This is a genomic window from Collinsella sp. i05-0019-G5 (assembly GCF_042851345.1).
Taxonomy (GTDB): Bacteria; Actinomycetota; Coriobacteriia; order Coriobacteriales; family Coriobacteriaceae; genus Collinsella.
This window is the reverse complement of record NZ_AP031421.1, coordinates 1,998,859-2,015,064: the sequence shown is the minus strand read 5'-3', so window position 1 is coordinate 2,015,064 and position 16,206 is coordinate 1,998,859. Positions and strand designations below refer to the sequence as shown.

The 16,206-nt window shown below is 60.9% G+C and carries 15 protein-coding genes; 12 read left to right on the top strand and 3 right to left on the bottom strand.

Annotated elements, in window-relative coordinates; translation table 11 throughout:
• The first annotated feature begins 49 nt into the window (after positions 1-49).
• The 4 genes from ACGHIZ_RS09455 (at position 50) to ACGHIZ_RS09440 (ending at position 5,296) form a co-directional block, all read left to right on the top strand.
• Positions 50-2,692: an ATP-dependent Clp protease ATP-binding subunit gene (locus ACGHIZ_RS09455; RefSeq protein ID WP_117840011.1), complete on the top strand. Its 2,643-nt coding sequence runs from the start codon at positions 50-52 to the stop codon at positions 2,690-2,692.
• 126 nt (positions 2,693-2,818) lie between these two features.
• On the top strand, positions 2,819-3,172 hold the full coding sequence (locus tag ACGHIZ_RS09450; RefSeq protein ID WP_390447685.1) for a type II toxin-antitoxin system RelB/DinJ family antitoxin: 354 nt from the start codon (positions 2,819-2,821) through the stop codon (positions 3,170-3,172).
• Positions 3,169-3,690 (top strand): PIN domain-containing protein, encoded by a 522-nt coding sequence (locus tag ACGHIZ_RS09445; RefSeq protein ID WP_117773490.1) that lies wholly within the window; start codon positions 3,169-3,171, stop codon positions 3,688-3,690. Before ACGHIZ_RS09450 ends, ACGHIZ_RS09445 begins: the two co-directional genes overlap by 4 nt.
• Before the next feature lie 148 nt (positions 3,691-3,838).
• Complete coding sequence (locus tag ACGHIZ_RS09440) at positions 3,839-5,296, top strand: aminoacyl-histidine dipeptidase (RefSeq protein ID WP_117773489.1); 1,458 nt, start codon at positions 3,839-3,841, stop codon at positions 5,294-5,296.
• 397 nt (positions 5,297-5,693) lie between these two features.
• Here the strand turns inward: ACGHIZ_RS09440 and ACGHIZ_RS09435 are convergent, their stop codons facing one another.
• Positions 5,694-6,470: a hypothetical protein gene (locus tag ACGHIZ_RS09435; protein ID WP_117773488.1), complete on the bottom strand. Its 777-nt coding sequence runs from the start codon at positions 6,468-6,470 to the stop codon at positions 5,694-5,696.
• A gap of 2 nt (positions 6,471-6,472) precedes the next feature.
• Entirely contained in the window at positions 6,473-7,999 is a 1,527-nt protein-coding gene (locus tag ACGHIZ_RS09430; protein WP_117773487.1) for a hypothetical protein, read from the bottom strand.
• Positions 8,000-8,155: 156 nt separating this feature from the next.
• Here ACGHIZ_RS09430 and ACGHIZ_RS09425 point away from each other — a divergent pair, with 156 nt between their 5' ends.
• Both ACGHIZ_RS09425 and ACGHIZ_RS09420 read left to right on the top strand, forming a co-directional pair.
• Positions 8,156-8,809: a DUF1648 domain-containing protein gene (locus ACGHIZ_RS09425; RefSeq protein ID WP_390447680.1), complete on the top strand. Its 654-nt coding sequence runs from the start codon at positions 8,156-8,158 to the stop codon at positions 8,807-8,809.
• 509 nt (positions 8,810-9,318) lie between these two features.
• Positions 9,319-9,732 carry a hypothetical protein gene (locus ACGHIZ_RS09420; RefSeq protein WP_390447678.1) on the top strand — a complete coding sequence of 138 codons (414 nt, stop codon included), beginning with the start codon at positions 9,319-9,321 and terminating at the stop codon, positions 9,730-9,732.
• Between the two features lie 38 nt (positions 9,733-9,770).
• On the opposite strand, the gene ACGHIZ_RS09415 is transcribed toward ACGHIZ_RS09420, so the two are convergent.
• Positions 9,771-10,349 carry a manganese efflux pump MntP family protein gene (locus ACGHIZ_RS09415; RefSeq protein WP_117773484.1) on the bottom strand — a complete coding sequence of 193 codons (579 nt, stop codon included), beginning with the start codon at positions 10,347-10,349 and terminating at the stop codon, positions 9,771-9,773.
• 385 nt (positions 10,350-10,734) lie between these two features.
• Between ACGHIZ_RS09415 and disA the strand changes: the two genes are divergently transcribed.
• The 6 genes from disA to ACGHIZ_RS09385 all read left to right on the top strand — a co-directional run bounded on the left by disA (position 10,735) and on the right by ACGHIZ_RS09385 (position 16,202).
• Entirely contained in the window at positions 10,735-11,775 is a 1,041-nt protein-coding gene (gene disA / locus ACGHIZ_RS09410) for a DNA integrity scanning diadenylate cyclase DisA (protein WP_369831362.1), read from the top strand.
• The gene (ispD, locus tag ACGHIZ_RS09405; protein WP_390447674.1) at positions 11,775-12,503 is read left to right on the top strand and encodes a 2-C-methyl-D-erythritol 4-phosphate cytidylyltransferase; all 729 of its coding nucleotides are present in this window, start codon (positions 11,775-11,777) and stop codon (positions 12,501-12,503) included. Before disA ends, ispD begins: the two co-directional genes overlap by 1 nt.
• Complete coding sequence (ispF, locus tag ACGHIZ_RS09400) at positions 12,493-12,987, top strand: 2-C-methyl-D-erythritol 2,4-cyclodiphosphate synthase (RefSeq protein ID WP_390447671.1); 495 nt, start codon at positions 12,493-12,495, stop codon at positions 12,985-12,987. The genes ispD and ispF overlap by 11 nt, the downstream gene beginning before the upstream one ends.
• Before the next feature lie 3 nt (positions 12,988-12,990).
• The gene (cysS, locus tag ACGHIZ_RS09395; protein ID WP_117773481.1) at positions 12,991-14,457 is read left to right on the top strand and encodes a cysteine--tRNA ligase; all 1,467 of its coding nucleotides are present in this window, start codon (positions 12,991-12,993) and stop codon (positions 14,455-14,457) included.
• Between the two features lie 143 nt (positions 14,458-14,600).
• Positions 14,601-15,521 carry a 23S rRNA (guanosine(2251)-2'-O)-methyltransferase RlmB gene (gene rlmB, locus ACGHIZ_RS09390; protein ID WP_124785977.1) on the top strand — a complete coding sequence of 307 codons (921 nt, stop codon included), beginning with the start codon at positions 14,601-14,603 and terminating at the stop codon, positions 15,519-15,521.
• Between the two features lie 3 nt (positions 15,522-15,524).
• Positions 15,525-16,202, top strand: coding sequence for an NYN domain-containing protein (locus ACGHIZ_RS09385; protein WP_055309418.1), 678 nt, complete (start codon positions 15,525-15,527; stop codon positions 16,200-16,202).
• Positions 16,203-16,206 lie beyond the last annotated feature (4 nt).

The window sequence follows — 16,206 nt, the reverse complement described above, 5'->3', positions numbered from 1 at the left end:
GGGCGGCGCTTTGCGTTTGAAAAAACTAGCTCGTCTAAGAGGAACTAGCATGTTAGACCGTTTTACCGATCGCGCGCGCAAGGTCATGTCCATGGCCAAGCAAGAGGCGCTCGATCTACACTCAAATAAAGTGGGTACCGAGCATCTGCTGCTCGCGCTCGCTAAGGAGGACGAGGGCATTGCCGCCGAGGCACTGCGCTCGCTCGATATCTCCTACGACGACATCATGGACACCCTCAAGGAGGTCCAGACCACCGTTCCCGAGCCCAGCGAGGAGACCGAGGCCGCCAAGCTCGCCTTTACGCCGCTCGTCATTAGCGTGATGGAGCGTTCCTTCCGTGTGGCGCGCGAGAACAACCAGACCTATGTGTCGACCGAGCACCTGCTCATCGGTATCGTCGAAGAGGGCAACGGAATGGCCATGGACATCCTCATGCGCCTGGGTGTTTCGTCCGCTTCTATCAAAAAGGCCATCGAAAAGCTCACCGCCAAGGACCAGGACAAGAAGCGTCCGCTCGCCGGAGCTGGCGCCGGCCGCCCCGGTGCGGGCCTGCCGTTCTTTAGCGGCTCGGACGCCTCACAGCAAAAGGGGGACGGCACCGACACGCTCAAGCAGTTCGCCACCAACCTCACACAGAAGGCGCGCGACGGCAAGCTCGATCCCGTGATCGGTCGCGAAAAGGAAGTCCAGCGCATGATGGAGATCCTTTCGCGCCGCACCAAGAACAACCCGCTTATCTTGGGTGATCCCGGCGTGGGCAAGACAGCCATCGTCGAGGGCCTGGCTCAGCAGATTGCCGCCGGCAACGTGCCCGAGAACCTCATGAACCAGAATATCTGGACACTCGACCTGCCGGGTCTTGTTGCGGGCGCCAAGTATCGCGGCGAGTTCGAGGAGCGTCTCAAGAACGTGATCCAGGAGGCGACCGAAGCCGACGACGTTATCTTGTTTATCGACGAGATGCACACCATCATCGGTGCCGGCTCTGCTGAGGGTTCTATCGATGCGAGCTCCATGCTCAAGCCCGTTCTCGCACGCGGTGCCTTCCAGATCATCGGCGCCACCACGGCCGAGGAGTTCCGCAAGTACCTCACCAAGGATCCGGCCTTTGAGCGTCGCTTCCAGACAATCGATGTCGAGGAGCCGAGCGTCGAGGACACGGTCAAGATCCTGACCGCGCTCAAGCCGCGCTACGAGGAGCACCACCATGTGCGTTACACACAGGGTGCTATCGAGGCCGCCGCGAACCTCTCCAACCGCTACATTCAGGACCGCTTCCTGCCCGATAAGGCCATCGACCTTATCGACGAGGCCGGTGCCCGCGCCCGCATCGCCGCTAACCGCGCGCCCGAGCCGGTGCGCGAGGCCGAGCATCGCGTCGAAGAGCTCAAGGCTGCCGCACAGGAGGCCACCGAGAGCGACGACATGAACAAGGCTGCCGAGATCACTGAGCAGCAAAAGGCTGCCGAGATTGAGGTTGCCGAGGCCAAGGCTGCCTGGACGGCCGAGCTCGACGCGAGCCCGCTCACCATCGACGTCGCCCAGATCGCCGACATCGTCTCCGTGACCTCGGGTGTGCCGGTGTCTTCGCTCACCGAGAGCGAGAGCCGTCGCCTGCTGCAGACCGAAAGCGTGCTCAAGACCCGCATTATCGGCCAGGACGAGGCAGTCGAGGCCGTTGCCAAGGCCGTGCGCCGCAGTCGCTCGCCGCTCAAGGACCCGCGTCGCCCCGGCGGCAGCTTTATCTTCCTGGGTCCCACCGGCACGGGCAAGACCGAGCTCGCCAAGACGCTTGCCGAGTATCTCTTTGGCAGCAAGGACGCGCTCATCAGCTTCGACATGTCGGAGTTTGGCAGCGAGTTCGAGGTCTCCAAGCTTATCGGTAGCCCCCCGGGCTACGTTGGCCATGACGAGGGCGGTCAGCTCACCAAGGCCGTGCGCCGTCATCCGTACTCGGTTGTGCTGTTTGACGAGATCGAGAAGGCGCACCCCGATATCTTCAACATTCTGCTGCAGGTGCTGGAGGAGGGCCGCCTGACCGATAGCCAAGGCAAGACGGTCGACTTCCGCAATACCGTGATCATCATGACGTCCAACGTGGGCGCCCGCGAGATTGCGCAGGATGCGAGCGTTGGCTTTGGCACCACCGGCGAGCACGGCCTTACCTCGAGCGAGATTAAGGGCCGTGCGATGGGCGAACTCAAGCGCCTGTTCCGCCCCGAGCTGCTCAACCGTATCGACGACATCGTGGTGTTCCAGAAGCTTTCGGGCGAGAATCTGACCAAGATCGCGCACCTGCTGGTGGACGACTTGCGTCAACGCCTGATTGCCAACGGCATGAACATCAAGCTCACCGATGCGGCCTACGACAAGATTGTGGCCGAGGGCACCGACCTCACCAATGGCGCGCGTCCGCTGCGCCGCGCCATCCAAAAGCTCATTGAGGACCCGCTGTCCGAGGAGCTGCTGGCCGGCGAGTGGGGCGAGGGCGATACCGTCCTGTGCGATGTGGCCGACGGCAAGTTTGTCTTTAGCCACGGCACGGGCGAGATTCCGGCACCGCGTCCGGTCGGCGCGCTCGGCGGCGATACCGCTCCGGCGGCGCCGCACACCGGCAACGCCACGCCCGTAAGCGGCGGCGTGACCTCGGGCCCCGGCGGCATGATGCAAGCCGGCTCTGGCGCGCTGTAAAGTGTGAAATAGTCTGAATGAAGGGGATGTTCCAGCTGGGACGTCCCCTTTCTGGTAAAGGCGGCATTCATCCTAAATGCTATACTAAGTAAAGGAAAGCGTATAGCAAAAGGAGCCAACATGTCTATGTCGATACTAGACTCACGGCCGGTTCAGATGAACGTGCGCATGGATCGCCAACTCAAGGATGCCGGGGACGCCGTTTTGGCACAGATTGGCATGACGCCGTCGCAAGCCGTTCGGACACTTTGGGAGTATCTGGTCGTTAACGGACATATGCCCTCGAAGGGAGACGCGGCGGCTCCAGTTTCTGACGGAGTGGAGCCCCGGCGCATGGAGTCAAGGGCCGCGCAAGGCAGCCATATCGTTCGCGATTCGTGCCTCAAATACGGCATCCCCATCCCTGAGTTCTCGGGAGACTATGACGACCTCTATGAGGAGGCCATGGCGGAGCGCTATCCCGAGTGGGTGGAACTATGAGCACAGAAGGCGTCCTCAAGCTGTTAATCGATACCAACGTATGGATGGATTATTTTTCTGGCAGGTCCGACCGTACGGCAAATGTCGCCCATCTGATCGAGATTGCCGACGCCTCGGAGCGGATTGCCCTGTTTGCCTCGTCGCTTTCGGTCAAAGACGTTTCATATCTTGTCTCGGCGGCAATCAAGCAGGAGTGCCGAAGAAAGACTGGCTCACTGAGCGATAACGCCATTGCGGCGGCAGACGAAACGGCCTGGGCATGCGTTCGACAGATGCGCGAGCTAGCCCTCATCGCCCCGGTCGGTGCAGATGAGGTCTTCGACTCCTTTGTGTTCAAGTATCATCACAACGACTTTGAGGACGACCTGATACTGGGCGTCGCTAATCGCATTGATGCCGATTACGTCGTGACGGAGGACAAAAACCTCATTAAACATACCAATGGCGTATGCATAAACGTTGATCAAGCTTTGAGGTTGGTTGAAGGGTCCAACGCCCCTTCGGTGCGGCCCGTCTAACCTGCTTTATCTTAATAAAGTAGCGTTTCCCCGCCGTTAGCCGATGATGCGAGGGCGCTCGGCGTTTTCGACTGGTTTATGCACGCAAAGTCTGGGAATATACAAGGCGCATGTCTTACTGTCTAACCAGTTGCGCCAAGGAGGCACCATGGATTACAAGATTACCGGCTACGAGCCCGCCCAGCTGTTCCATTTCTTTGAGGAGGTCAGCGCGATCCCCCGTGGGTCTGGCAACGAGAAGGGCATCAGCGATTTCCTGGTTGCGTTTGCCAAGGAGCGCGGCCTCGATGTGTACCAGGACGAGGTCTACAACGTCATCATTCGCAAGCCCGCTTCTGCCGGCGCCGAGAATGCTCCGGCCGTGATGCTGCAGGGCCACATCGATATGGTGTGCGACAAGTTGGGCTCCGTTGAGCACGACTTTACGACCGACGGTATCGACCTGGTCGTCAAGGACGGCGTCCTCACCGCTAACGGCACCACCCTGGGTGCCGACAACGGCATTGCTGTCGCTCTGATGCTCACTGTTCTCGATGACGATTCGATCGTTCACCCCGCCCTCGAGTGCGTATTCACCACCGACGAGGAGACTGGCCTGGTCGGTGCCGAGACGCTCGACAAGTCCCAGATTAGCGCCCGCACCATGATTAACCTTGACTCCGAGGAAGAGGGCGTTGCCACCGTCAGCTGCGCCGGCGGCGTCGTTGTTACCTACGCCTGCCCCATCGTGCGCGAGCACAAGACCGGCAGCACCCTCACGCTCGACATCTCCGGCCTACTGGGTGGTCATTCCGGCAACGATATCAACCTAGAGCGCGGCAACGGCAACCTCATCATGGCCCGCATCATCGACCGCCTGATGGTTGCCGGCGAGCCCGCCATCGTTAGCTTTAACGGCGGCACCAAGGACAACGCCATCAACCGTGAGTGCAAGGCTGTTCTGGTCTACGCCGACCACGCTGCCGCCGAGGCCGCGGCCCAGATCGCAAAGGGCATCATCGCCGACGTCACTGCCGAGCTCGAGGTCTTCGACCCCGGCTTTACCTGCACCGTCGAGATTGCCGATAACGCTGAGGTCGAGGCCATGGACCAGAAGTCCGCGCTTGCCCTCATCCGCGCCCTGCGTCTTGCCCCTAACGGCGTGATTCGCCGCAACGTCGCCACCGACGGCTCCGTCGAGGTTTCCTCCAACATCGGTGTGGTTGCCACTTCTGACGACGAGGTCAAGATCATGCTGTCCCCGCGCTCCTCGATCACCTCGCTGCAGGACGAGTTCAAGGACCGCCTGCAGACGCTGGCCGATGTCCTGGGCTTCGACGCCAAGTTTGAGTTCGAGTATCCCGGCTGGAGCTATGCCGAGCATTCGCCGGTCCGCGACGTCTTTGTCGAGAGCTATCGTGAGCTCTTTGGCTCCGAGCTGCGCATCGAGTCCATTCACGCCGGCCTTGAGTGCGGCCTGTTTGCCGAGGCCCTGCACGGTCTGGACGCCATCGCCGTGGGCCCGACGCTCTCCGATGTCCACACCCCGGACGAGAGCATGGAGCTCGCTTCTGCCGAGCGCTTCTACGAGCTGCTCATCGACGTCCTCAAGCGCCTTGCCGCGTAAAGGTCACGCCGGCAGCGGTCCGAGCCACGTGCTAGCGGATTGCAAATGACATTACGAGAGGGGACACCCGGTCTTTTGCGACAGGTGCCCCCTCTCTTCTTTTAAGAAATGGGAAATTGCCTGGCGTCTAACCCATATCACCCTTTAGTCAATTTGGAACGTGTCTCTATAGTTTTGTCCACTCTCCCGGGACGACCCCGCCTTCCTTGAGGCGCGTCGGGAGGCTCGGCGTTACAGAGACGGCAAGGCCGGACGGGGATTACCTCTTCGCGATGGAGGGGAACCCCCGGCGCTGGAGGGCGACGGGGAAGAGCCATGCGATCAAAACGGGGAGCAGCGACTGCCGAAAGTTGATCGTCTCGCACAAGCGCCAGCACGACATTCGGGCTTTCGGATCCTAGGGAGCGGATGGCCGGGGCGGAGATTCCGGTTCAGAGTCAGAGAAGAAGAGGTGAAGGCTTGAGCCCCGGTGGAGGGAATTAGTGCCTTCCCGGGCGTAGCGCCATGTCTCCTCCACGGTATCGCCCGGAACCTTTACGTCCCCGCTTCGGAGCAGATTGATGAAACCCTCGGGGTCGTTCCGGTATTTCTTGCCGAAGGCTGCGGAAAGCTGCCTCTTCTCGTCATCGCTGAATTCGCGTACGGAGCCGTAGAGCGCATGCTCGAGGTTGCGGGACATGAAGTAGACTCTGTAGGGGACTGCGTGTTTTCTGTGCTTGAGCTCGCGCGTGCCCGCGAGCTCAAGCAGCGCGGCAGACTTTCTCTCGTTTCTGTCTACCACCCTAGCGGTGTCCCGGGCGGTGATAGAGTCGCGGCCATAGACGAATCCATCGCAGTCCCCCTCGACGATGCACTCGTTCGGTATGAAGGCGCCGTCCAGGTCGACGATGTGGATGATCCGGTCGAGGTCGGTCCATTCGTACTCGTGCCGCGACGCGATGCGGTCGACGACGAACTGGCGCACGGTGTCGCGCACCCTGTCCTTGACGGCGAAGGAGGCCTCCCATGAGAAGGGTCGCACCGTGGTAACGTCGCAGTGGAAGGCGAGCGCCCTCGCCTCGGGCGGTGCACCGTTTGCGGCGAAGTTGAGCGCGGCCTGCATGGGCTCGAGGAGCGCGTTTTCATCGCTCGGCCCCTCCACGAGAATCAGGACGACCCGCTTCTCCCTTGCCATGGTCACTCGCCTCCCATGGAGGACAGAAGGGAGTCGAAGTCGAGGGCCTGGGGGCTTCCAGCCTCAAGGAGGGCGGAGCCTATCGCGGAGGTTCTGGTCGGCTCGTACAGCTGTTCCTTCTGCCCCCCGAGGTTGATGGCTCTCAGGTATTGGTTCCTGAGGTTGTTCGAGGGTGCCATGCCCCGGAACCCGATGTAGCGGTTGTTGGGGTTGGAGGTCGAGAAGACGAGGCATCCGACCGGGAGACATTCAAGCGCTCGCAGGTTGTGAGCGGTGAAGATGAGCTGGCCCTTGCCCTGCTCGGTCACGACTTCGAGGAGCTCGCCGAGCAGGAACTCGAACACTCCGGAGTCGATCTCGTCAACGACGAGACAGGCGCTGTCGTCATTGAAGACGTTTATCAGCCAGCCGAGCATCGATGCGATCTTCTTGATTCCTTCCGATTCTGTTCTGAAGGGGACGCGTACCCCCTGCCGGCATGATAGGAGCTCGACGCGCTCGCCCGGTGTGCCGTCTTCCATCGTTTCGCCGTGGAGGGTGTTCACTTGGATGCTGAGTCCCGGAACGATTGCCCCAAGCGCGCAGTTGATGGTCTCGACGGTCTTGCGGACCGAGTCGCAGACTTCTGAGGGGAGGACCGTTGTCTGATCGATAGGGAGTGACACGTCGCGGATGACAGGGGCCTTTCCGGCCTCCTCGGGTGACCATCCGCCTGTGCTGCTGCCCGGGGAGGCGAGGAGGAAGATGTTGAACGCCAGCGCCGCGCTTCGGCGCGTGTCACAGACCCTCATCTTATCGTCGGCGAACCTGTTCAGGAGCGTCGTGGAGTCCATGAGTGGAACCAATACGCTCTCGTACGCCGTCCTCGCCGCCTCGGATAGGGAGTTATTTCCGAGGCGCTCGAGATAGGACTTTCTCGCGGCGACCGCGAAGGCGACCATGGCGTTCGAGAACAGCTTCGAGGAGCCCTGCAGGTCGGGGGAGCGCCGTGCGACGGTGAGGTCGAGGTCGGCCTCCCTTCCGGCGAGATTTCTGAGTGCCCGCCACCTGTTGACGGGCTTCAGGTTCTGGCTGTCCTCGGTATCGGCCGCATCGTAGGCGGCGAGCCTTCTCTTGACGAGCCCCTCGGCGCGGACGGAGAGGTCCTCGGAGAGGAGGCGCGGTCTGTCGTCGAGCCTGTCGAAGGAGAACGAGTAGCAAACTGTGAAGGGCTTCCCGGCCGCTACGGTGCCGCCGAGCCCGCCTACGAAGCCGAGCGAGGAAGGGGAACCCTCCGTCACCTCGACCTCGATGCTGATTTTGGCGCACTCGGCAGAGGGGCCGATCAGATCGACGCTTTCACGGTCGAGCGGAAAGCCGCACATCAAATCCTGGACTCGCGCGAGGGATTCGACGACGGCGGTCTTGCCCGATCCGTTCTGACCGTATATTCCCATCACGCTGGAACCGAAGGGGCTGTCCTTGAAGCCGATCGTGCCGTTAGCAACGTTTTTCACATTTGAGAGCTCTATGGAGCGAATACGGATCATGGTGCCCTCCTTGAACACAATTTATATTACTATATATCGAATAATCGATATAAAATCAAGATAACAATTATTAAGAATGGAAATGAGATCAACCAATAATTAAAACAAATTTGCATTCAAGCTATTATTTTTACTTGATTTAAGACGGAGTGGAATGTGAGCGCACAAGGAGATGCGGAATCGATGAGAGCCTCAAAAAAAACTACTGCAGTGTTATCATCTTTCATCCTCTCTATTCTTCCATTTCTGATTCTATGGGCGGCTTGGTCAGCCCTCCCTGATACAATTCCCGCTCATTGGAGTGGGGGTGTGGTTGATCGATGGGGTAATAAGCTTGAATTGCTGGTTGTTCCGCTGTTTTCTCTGATTGGTTCTATTGCAATTTCTGTGTACCTTATTGTTTCCACGCGGCGAAGAGAGTTCGCGGATTTCTCTGTTCGAATGCGACGGGACTTTCTTGCGTGCTATATTTCTAGCCTTCTTTTATCGACAACCTGCTCAGTGATAATTGCCGTTTGGGTTCAGTTGATTCTTACGCAAAACACTGCGGTTGATGGGGGGCTTGGACTATCGATCCTGTATTCCCTTCCCGGGCTATATGTGATCTTGTGCGCTTTGCCGCCTTTTTATGCGAGCGGCGAGAGCAAAAAGGCAGAGCGCCTGATAACAGTTCTTATTGGCGGCGCGGAGATTGTTCTTTGTGGAATAGTGTTTGAAGGTTCGGCTGCCTCTTATGCGATGATTGGACTGATGATTCTGTTCTGTGCGTTTGAGATTGTGTCACAGGTAAGGGATAACCGGTCCTTATGAGTTGAATTACGCGCGTGCGGATATAAAGGTTGGCATGTTAAGCTGGTCGTTTTCTCGTTCTGGGACATTTGCAGTAGGATGAGTGGGACTAGGCGCGCTGCGGTGTGATGGTGACGGTTGAGACTTGTATCGCTGCAAATCCGCTGATGCACATTTTGCTATTGGGCTTGAAGGTGGGACCGACAGGCCTTTGTTTGGGATGTTCTGGTCGTCCAACGCGTGTTGCACGGCTTTATATTGTTACGCTCGTTCGGCGCTCCGTTGGAGCATTTCCGGGTTTGTCGGCATCATGACTTGGCCAAGTGACACGCTTGCCGGGACGGTTGTAACGCCGCGCCGGTTCCGTGTGCTCCTTCGTTGTTGGCCTGTCCAGCCGGGGGCGGATTCGGCCTCATGTTGTGGCGCACGGCCTTCAGGGGCTTCCCCTGGCGAGCTATGTTCGTCCGTATGGGTAAGGGTCGGTTTGAGCTGACAATCCCGTGCCGGAAGGGGCTTGCACCATGCGTACGATGATAGAGATTGAGTGGCTGGACGGCCGTGTGACGAAGGTGCCGGAGCTCGTCCTGGGCGATGCGTTCGGCGAGAGCGTCCAGGCGGAGCTCGATTTCGGGTTCGATGACGTGTCGGAGGGCCTTTGGGTCGAGGTGCGCCATCACGAGCCGGATGAGGGCTCGGGCGGCGACCCGCGCGGGAGGGGCTGCGCGCTGTACGCGGACTGCCGGTGCAGCCTGGTCGAACCGTCGGACCTCGAGCGCGTCTTCTGCATCCTTTACGAGGGGCAGCCGAGGGTCTGCCGCGTCGCGGGGGAGCTAGGGGTCCCCGTGTCGGCGGTGAACGCGGCCGCTGCGTGGGAATCCGGGATGGGGGCGGGTTTCGAAACGCCTGCGGAGGGGAGAACCCCGTTGGGCGGGGACTATTCGTGATGCTACTGGCGTTGAGTTTTGAGCGATTGCGTTTGGCGTTACAGCGCCAAAATCCCCAGATGCTCAAGCAAGATCTTAAGCCCGATGAGGATGAGCACGATGCCGCCCACGATGGTGGCAGGTTTTTCGTAGCGCGCGCCAAAGGTGTGGCCGATCGCTACGCCGGCGATGGAGAAGATAAACGTTGTGACGCCGATAAGCGATACAGCGGGAACGATGTCAACCGAGAGCGCCGCAAATGAGATGCCTACGGCTAGGGCGTCGATTGAGGTGGCGATGGCGAGGATCAGGTACTCGCCCAGGTCAATCTTTTCGGCATCCTTGCCGTCGCCTTCATTCTCGTCCTCGGTAAAGGCTTCCCACAGCATTTTGCCGCCGATAAAGGCCAAAAGGATAAAGGCGATCCAATGGTCGATGGGTCCGATGATGCCCATGAATTGACTGCCAAGCGCCCATCCGATTACGGGCATGCCGGCCTGAAAGCCGCCAAAGAACAGGCCGAGCACCGCGGCGACTTTAAGGTCGATCTTCTTCATGCCAAGGCCCTTGCAGATGGATACGGCAAAGGCGTCCATCGAAAGGCCAACGGCGAGCAGCACGAGCTCTGCGAGTCCCATAGTCTGGCTCCCTCTCTGCGGGCGGGCCCGCGTGTACCTCTTGGGGGAGTAACAAAAAAGACCCGTGGCGTACGCGTTGCGCGCACAGCCACGAGTCTCGTTCATTAAGGCAAGCCAGGCCGCATCGGCCAGTGTGTTGACTTACCGCGCCACCGGAGGCGAACCCGGTCACGCGACTACTCCCTCATTCATGTGAATCCCGATGCTACCACATAAGCAGCTCATTTGGGTTGGGGCTCTTTTGACTACCCCAGCGGTGTTCGCTCATTCTGTAAGCATCGGATTTCGCAAGCGCTGCGGGGGCAAACCGTGAGAAACTATTTAGCGTTTATGGAGCGTATACGATGGGAGCGATGCCTTGGATAAGAACGAGCTGCAAAAGCGTATGGAACAGGCTATTCGCCTGACTGCCCCCGGCCAGCCGATCCGCACCGCCCTCGACATGATCATTGCTGGTCACCTGGGCGCTCTTATTTGCGTCGGCGACACCGAAAACGTACTCGCTGCCGGTAACGACGGCTTCCCGCTCAACATTTCGTTTACCTCGAACCGCCTGTTCGAGCTTTCCAAGATGGACGGTGCCATCGTCATCGATGGCGACCTCACCCAGATCCTGCGCGCCAACTTCCACCTCAATCCCGATCCCTCGCTCGCCACGAGTGAAACGGGCATGCGTCACCGTACTGCCGCTCGCATGTCGGTGCTCACCGACGCCATCGTGATCTCGGTTTCGGCTCGTCGTGCCGTCGTCAACGTGTACGTCCACGGCAAGAGCTACGAGATCCAGCCCGTCACCACCATCATGAGCTCGGTCAACCAGCTCGTCGCCACGCTCCAGACTACCCGTCAGTCGCTCGATCGCTCCCTGCTGCGCCTGACGGCCCTCGAGCTCGACGACTACGTTACGCTCGCCGACATCACCGGCATTTTCTCGAGTTTCGAGATCATGCAGCAGGCAAAGACTGAGCTTAAGGATTGCATTGTCAAGTTGGGCAACCAGGGCAAGCTCGTGCAGATGCAGCTCGAGCAGCTCGCCGGCTCCAGCATGGATACCGAGTACGACCTGATGATTCGCGACTACGCGAGCGATTCTTCCGAGGCCAATGCCGAAAAGATCCGCGCCAACCTGAGCCGTATGACGCCCAAGGACTTGTCCGACCCGCAGCATGTGGCGGCGGTTCTGGGTTACGACGACCTGGACGAGGACTCCGTCATGACACCGCTGGGCCTGCGCACGCTTTCGCGCGTGTCCGTCGTGCGCGACGGCGTGGCCGAGAAAATCGTCGACGAGTATGGATCGCTGCAGGAGCTCATGGACGACATCAGCGAGGATCCGGAGCGCCTGGGCGACTTTGGCGTTAACAACCCTGCCATTCTTGCGGACTCCCTGTACCGCATGAAGGGCACCAAACAGGGGAACGCATAATGGCGCCCGTATGCGCCGTGGTCGTTGCCGGTGGCAGCGGCCAGCGCTTTGGTAACCCCGGTGGCAAGCAGCTCGTCAATGTAGCGGGTCGTCCGCTTATGAGCTGGTCCATCCGCGCGTTCGATCGTAGCGACAAGGTCGGCCACATCGTGGTGGTGTGCCCTGCCGAGCGCCGTGCCGAGATGCGCCGCCTGGCCATCGACCCGTTTGACTATGACACGCCCATCAGTTTTGCCGATGCCGGCGATACCCGCCAGGACTCCACCCGTGCCGGCGTGCATGCGGTACCGGCGGGTTTCGAATATGTCGCCATCCACGACGGCGCCCGTCCGCTCATCACGACCGAGGTCATCGATCATGCGATCGACGTGCTTGTGGGCGACCGCTCGCTCGACGGCGTCGTGTGCGGCCAGCCCGCGATCGACACGCTCAAGATCGTCGACGGCGACAATATCGTCGAGACGCCGCCGCGCGAGCTCTACTGGGCCGCGCAGACGCCGCAGATCTTTAGCGTCGACGCCATGAAGCGCGCCCACACCGCAGCTATCACCGAGGGCTTTATCGGGACCGACGATTCTTCGCTGGTCGAGCGCATGGGCGCCCGCGTCCGCTGTGTCCAGAGCCCGCGCGATAACCTTAAGGTGACGGTGCCCGAGGACCTGCGTCCCGTAACCGCGATTCTGCTTGGCCGCATGGCCGAGGGAGAGGACCTTCCCCATGTTCAGTAACCTGCGCATTGGCCACGGCTACGACGTCCACCGTTTGGTGGATGGGCGTCGATGTATCATCGGCGGGGTCGACATTCCCTACGAGCGCGGCCTGCTGGGCCACTCGGATGCCGATGTGCTCGCGCATGCCTTGGCCGACGCCATTCTGGGCGCCTGCCGCGGGGGAGACATCGGCAGGCTATTTCCCGACACCGATCCCGCCTACGAGGGTGCCGATTCGATGGTGCTGCTCGCTCGCGTGATGGACTATGCGCGCGAGCTGGGCTTTGAGTTTGTCGATGCCGATTGCACCATTGCCTGTCAGCAACCCAAGATCACTCCGCACCGCGATGCCATGCGCGCCAACCTTGCCCATGCCCTGGGCGTTGACGTCGAAAACGTGGGCGTCGCCGCCACTACGACCGAAAAGCTCGGTTGGGAAGGCCAGGGCGAGGGAATCGGTGCCTGGGCCGTCTGCCTGCTACAGAAAACCGTTAAGGAGTAACGAATGCGTATCTACAACAGCGCTACCCATAAAAAGGAAGAGTTCCAGCCCATCGAGTCCGGCAAGGTCCGCATGTACGTGTGCGGCCCCACGGTCTACGACAACATCCACATCGGCAATGCCCGCACGTTCATCAGCTTTGACGTGATTCGTCGCTGGCTCATCGCGAGCGGCTACGAGGTCACGTTCGCCCAGAACCTCACCGATGTCGATGACAAGATCATCAAGCGCGCCAACGAGCAGGGCCGAACGGCCGCCGAGGTCGCGACGGAGTTCTCCGACAAGTTTATCGGCGTCATGCGCGCCGCCAACGTGCTCGATCCCGATGTGCGCCCCCGCGCCACCAAGGAGATCGGCCCCATGATCGCCATGATCAAGACGCTTATCGAGCAGGGCCACGCTTACGCAGCCGATAACGGCGATGTGTACTTTGCCGTGCGCAGCGATCCCAACTATGGTCAGGTCTCGGGCCGCAACATCGACGACCTTATGGTTGGCGCGCGCATCGAGGAGAACGAGGACAAGAACGATCCGCTCGACTTTGCCCTGTGGAAGGCCGCTAAGCCCGGCGAACCCAGCTGGCCGAGCCCCTGGGGCGAAGGCCGTCCCGGTTGGCACACCGAGTGCGCCGCCATGGTGCATCGCTACCTGGGCACTCCGATCGACATCCACGGCGGCGGCTCCGACCTTGCCTTCCCGCATCACGAGAACGAGTGCGCTCAGGCCACCTGCGCCTGGCACCAGGGCTTCTCCAACACCTGGATGCACACGGGCATGCTGCTGGTCGACGGCGAGAAGATGTCCAAGTCGCTCGGAAACTTCTTTACGCTGGCCGAGGTGCTCGAACAGCACTCTGCCGCGGCCCTGCGCCTGCTGATGCTGCAGACGAGTTATCGCTCGCCGCTTGACTTCTCCTGGGAGCGTCTGGATGGTGCCGAGAACTCGCTCACACGCATTGCCGGTACGGTCGAGAACCTGCGCTGGGCCGCGAACCATGCGACGGCCGATGCCGATGAGGCAGCATCCGAGGCGTTTGCCGCTAAGGCCGCCGAGGCCCGTGCCGCCTTTAAGGAGTGCATGGACGACGACTTTAACACTGCCGGTGCCATGGGTGCTGTCTTTGGCTTTGTGACCGAGTGCAACCAGTACCTGGAGCAGGCGGGCGACGCTGCCGACAAGGCCGCTGCGCTTGCTGCTGCCGATACGCTGGTCGAGCTGCTCGATACGTTTGGCGTCGAGCTCCCCGAGCCCAAGGTCGAGTTGCCGCTGGGCCTGCTGGGCGTTGCCGCCGGCCTGGTCGCCTACACGGGTGACGACGTGGACGAGGCCGCTGCCAAGATTCTCGAGGCCCGTGCCGAGGCCCGTGCCGCCAAGAACTGGGATCTGGCCGACGCCATCCGCGACCAGCTCAAGGACCTGGGCCTGACGATTGAAGATACGGCCGCGGGTACTCGTATTAAGAGTCTCTAGTATTTGTCGACCGTTCGAGGTGCGGCAGATTGCCTTGAAAGAGGAGGGCATAGACCTGGTGGTCATGCCCAACGATTGAAAGGCAAGGTGCCGTGGCTCGGACGGTCGATTCTTGTTCGTTATCTATTTAAGGAGGCCGTTTTATGGCCGACAATCGCAAACGTGCACCGCGTGGAGGCAAGCAGGCTGCTTCTGGCTCGCGTCCGATTCGCCGCAACGACCGCGCTGCCACTCCCAAGGGCCAGCGCGAGCGCTCCCAAGCCCAGGCTGCGCGTTCGCAGCGAGATCGCAACCGCGACAACGTTCAGGTTCCCAAGGGCGAGTTTATCGAAGGTCGTCGTGCTGCCGCCGAGGCACTGCGTACCGGCTTTCCCGTCAAGTGCGCGCTCATCGCCGAGGGCGGGGAGCGCGATGCCGCCTTGTCGCGCCTGGTCGACGACCTCAACGCCGCGGACGTCCGCATTAAGTATGTGCCGCGCACGCAGCTCGATGCGCTGTCGAGCCATGGCGCTCACCAGGGCATTGCGCTCGAGGTGGGCAATTTCCCCTATGCCGATGTCGCCGATATTCTCGATCGCGCGGGTGAAGGACCGGCGCTCGTCGTCGTGCTCGACCATGTGACCGACGATGGCAATTTTGGTGCGATCGTGCGCTCTGCCGAGGTCGTGGGCGCAGCGGGCGTCATCATTGCCAACAAGCGCGCCGCCGGTGTGACCGTGGGCAGCTACAAAACCTCCGCTGGTGCCGTCATGCACCTGCCCATCGCGCAGGTTCCTAATATCGCCCGAGCGCTTGACGACCTCAAGGCCGCCGGCTTTTGGGTGGGCGGTGCTTCCGAGCACGCCGAGGGCAGCTGCTGGGATGCTCCCTTCGAGGGCCGCGTTGCGCTCGTCATGGGCTCCGAGGGCGACGGCATCTCGCGCCTGGTGCTCGAGAAATGCGACTTTTTGACCAAGCTTCCCCAGCGCGGCATGACCGAGAGTCTCAACGTGGCCCAGGCGACCACCGCGCTGTGCTTTGAGTGGCTGCGCCGCAATGCCGGCGAGCTCATGGGGGAGGAGTAGCGCATGTCCAAGAAGAACCGCGCCAAGTCCAAGGCCAAGCGCTTTGGCGAGGGCTCGGCCAAGCCGATTGTTTCGGCCGCGACCTATGGCGTGGGCGGCAATGCGTTTGCGCAGGCCATCGCCGACCCGGTCTCGACGGTGCACTCCAATAAGCCCGAGCTGCTGGTGGTCGACGGCTACAACGTGATTCACTGCACGCCGCGCTACGAAAAGCTCGTCTACGACCATTCCGACGATCCATATTCCAGCGACGTCCACGATATGGCTCGTACTGCGCTTATCAACGATGTCGCGGCGTTTGCCCAGGGCCGTTACGAGGCCGTGATCGTGTTCGACGGCGCGGGCAACATCTCCAACGAGCGCCCCAACCTACCGGCCCGCGGCGTGCGCATCGAGTTCTCGCCGACGGGCGTCTCTGCCGATACCGTGGTGCAGAAGCTCTGCATCGAGGCGCGTGAGGAAGGCCGCGCGTGCTCCGTGGTATCGAGTGACGGCACAATACAGGCCGTCGTCATGGGCAAGGGCGTCACGCGCATCTCGAGCCGTATGCTGGTGGACGAGATCAAACAGATCGACAACGACGTTCACGAGGCCGAGGAAGCCCCGCAGATCAAGATGACCCTGGGCAGTCGCCTGAGCCCCGATGCCCTGGCCAAGCTCAAGGCCCTGCGCGGACGGTAGGGGA

Coding starts and splice junctions, on each gene's coding strand:
- ACGHIZ_RS09455 (WP_117840011.1), top strand. CDS start 50: ATGTTAGACCGTTTTACCGATCGCGCGCGCAAGGTCATGTCCATGGCC.
- ACGHIZ_RS09450 (WP_390447685.1), top strand. CDS start 2,819: ATGTCGATACTAGACTCACGGCCGGTTCAGATGAACGTGCGCATGGAT.
- ACGHIZ_RS09445 (WP_117773490.1), top strand. CDS start 3,169: ATGAGCACAGAAGGCGTCCTCAAGCTGTTAATCGATACCAACGTATGG.
- ACGHIZ_RS09440 (WP_117773489.1), top strand. CDS start 3,839: ATGGATTACAAGATTACCGGCTACGAGCCCGCCCAGCTGTTCCATTTC.
- ACGHIZ_RS09435 (WP_117773488.1), bottom strand. CDS start 6,470: ATGGCAAGGGAGAAGCGGGTCGTCCTGATTCTCGTGGAGGGGCCGAGC.
- ACGHIZ_RS09430 (WP_117773487.1), bottom strand. CDS start 7,999: ATGATCCGTATTCGCTCCATAGAGCTCTCAAATGTGAAAAACGTTGCT.
- ACGHIZ_RS09420 (WP_390447678.1), top strand. CDS start 9,319: ATGATAGAGATTGAGTGGCTGGACGGCCGTGTGACGAAGGTGCCGGAG.
- ACGHIZ_RS09415 (WP_117773484.1), bottom strand. CDS start 10,349: ATGGGACTCGCAGAGCTCGTGCTGCTCGCCGTTGGCCTTTCGATGGAC.
- disA (WP_369831362.1), top strand. CDS start 10,735: ATGGAACAGGCTATTCGCCTGACTGCCCCCGGCCAGCCGATCCGCACC.
- ispD (WP_390447674.1), top strand. CDS start 11,775: ATGGCGCCCGTATGCGCCGTGGTCGTTGCCGGTGGCAGCGGCCAGCGC.
- ispF (WP_390447671.1), top strand. CDS start 12,493: ATGTTCAGTAACCTGCGCATTGGCCACGGCTACGACGTCCACCGTTTG.
- cysS (WP_117773481.1), top strand. CDS start 12,991: ATGCGTATCTACAACAGCGCTACCCATAAAAAGGAAGAGTTCCAGCCC.
- rlmB (WP_124785977.1), top strand. CDS start 14,601: ATGGCCGACAATCGCAAACGTGCACCGCGTGGAGGCAAGCAGGCTGCT.
- ACGHIZ_RS09385 (WP_055309418.1), top strand. CDS start 15,525: ATGTCCAAGAAGAACCGCGCCAAGTCCAAGGCCAAGCGCTTTGGCGAG.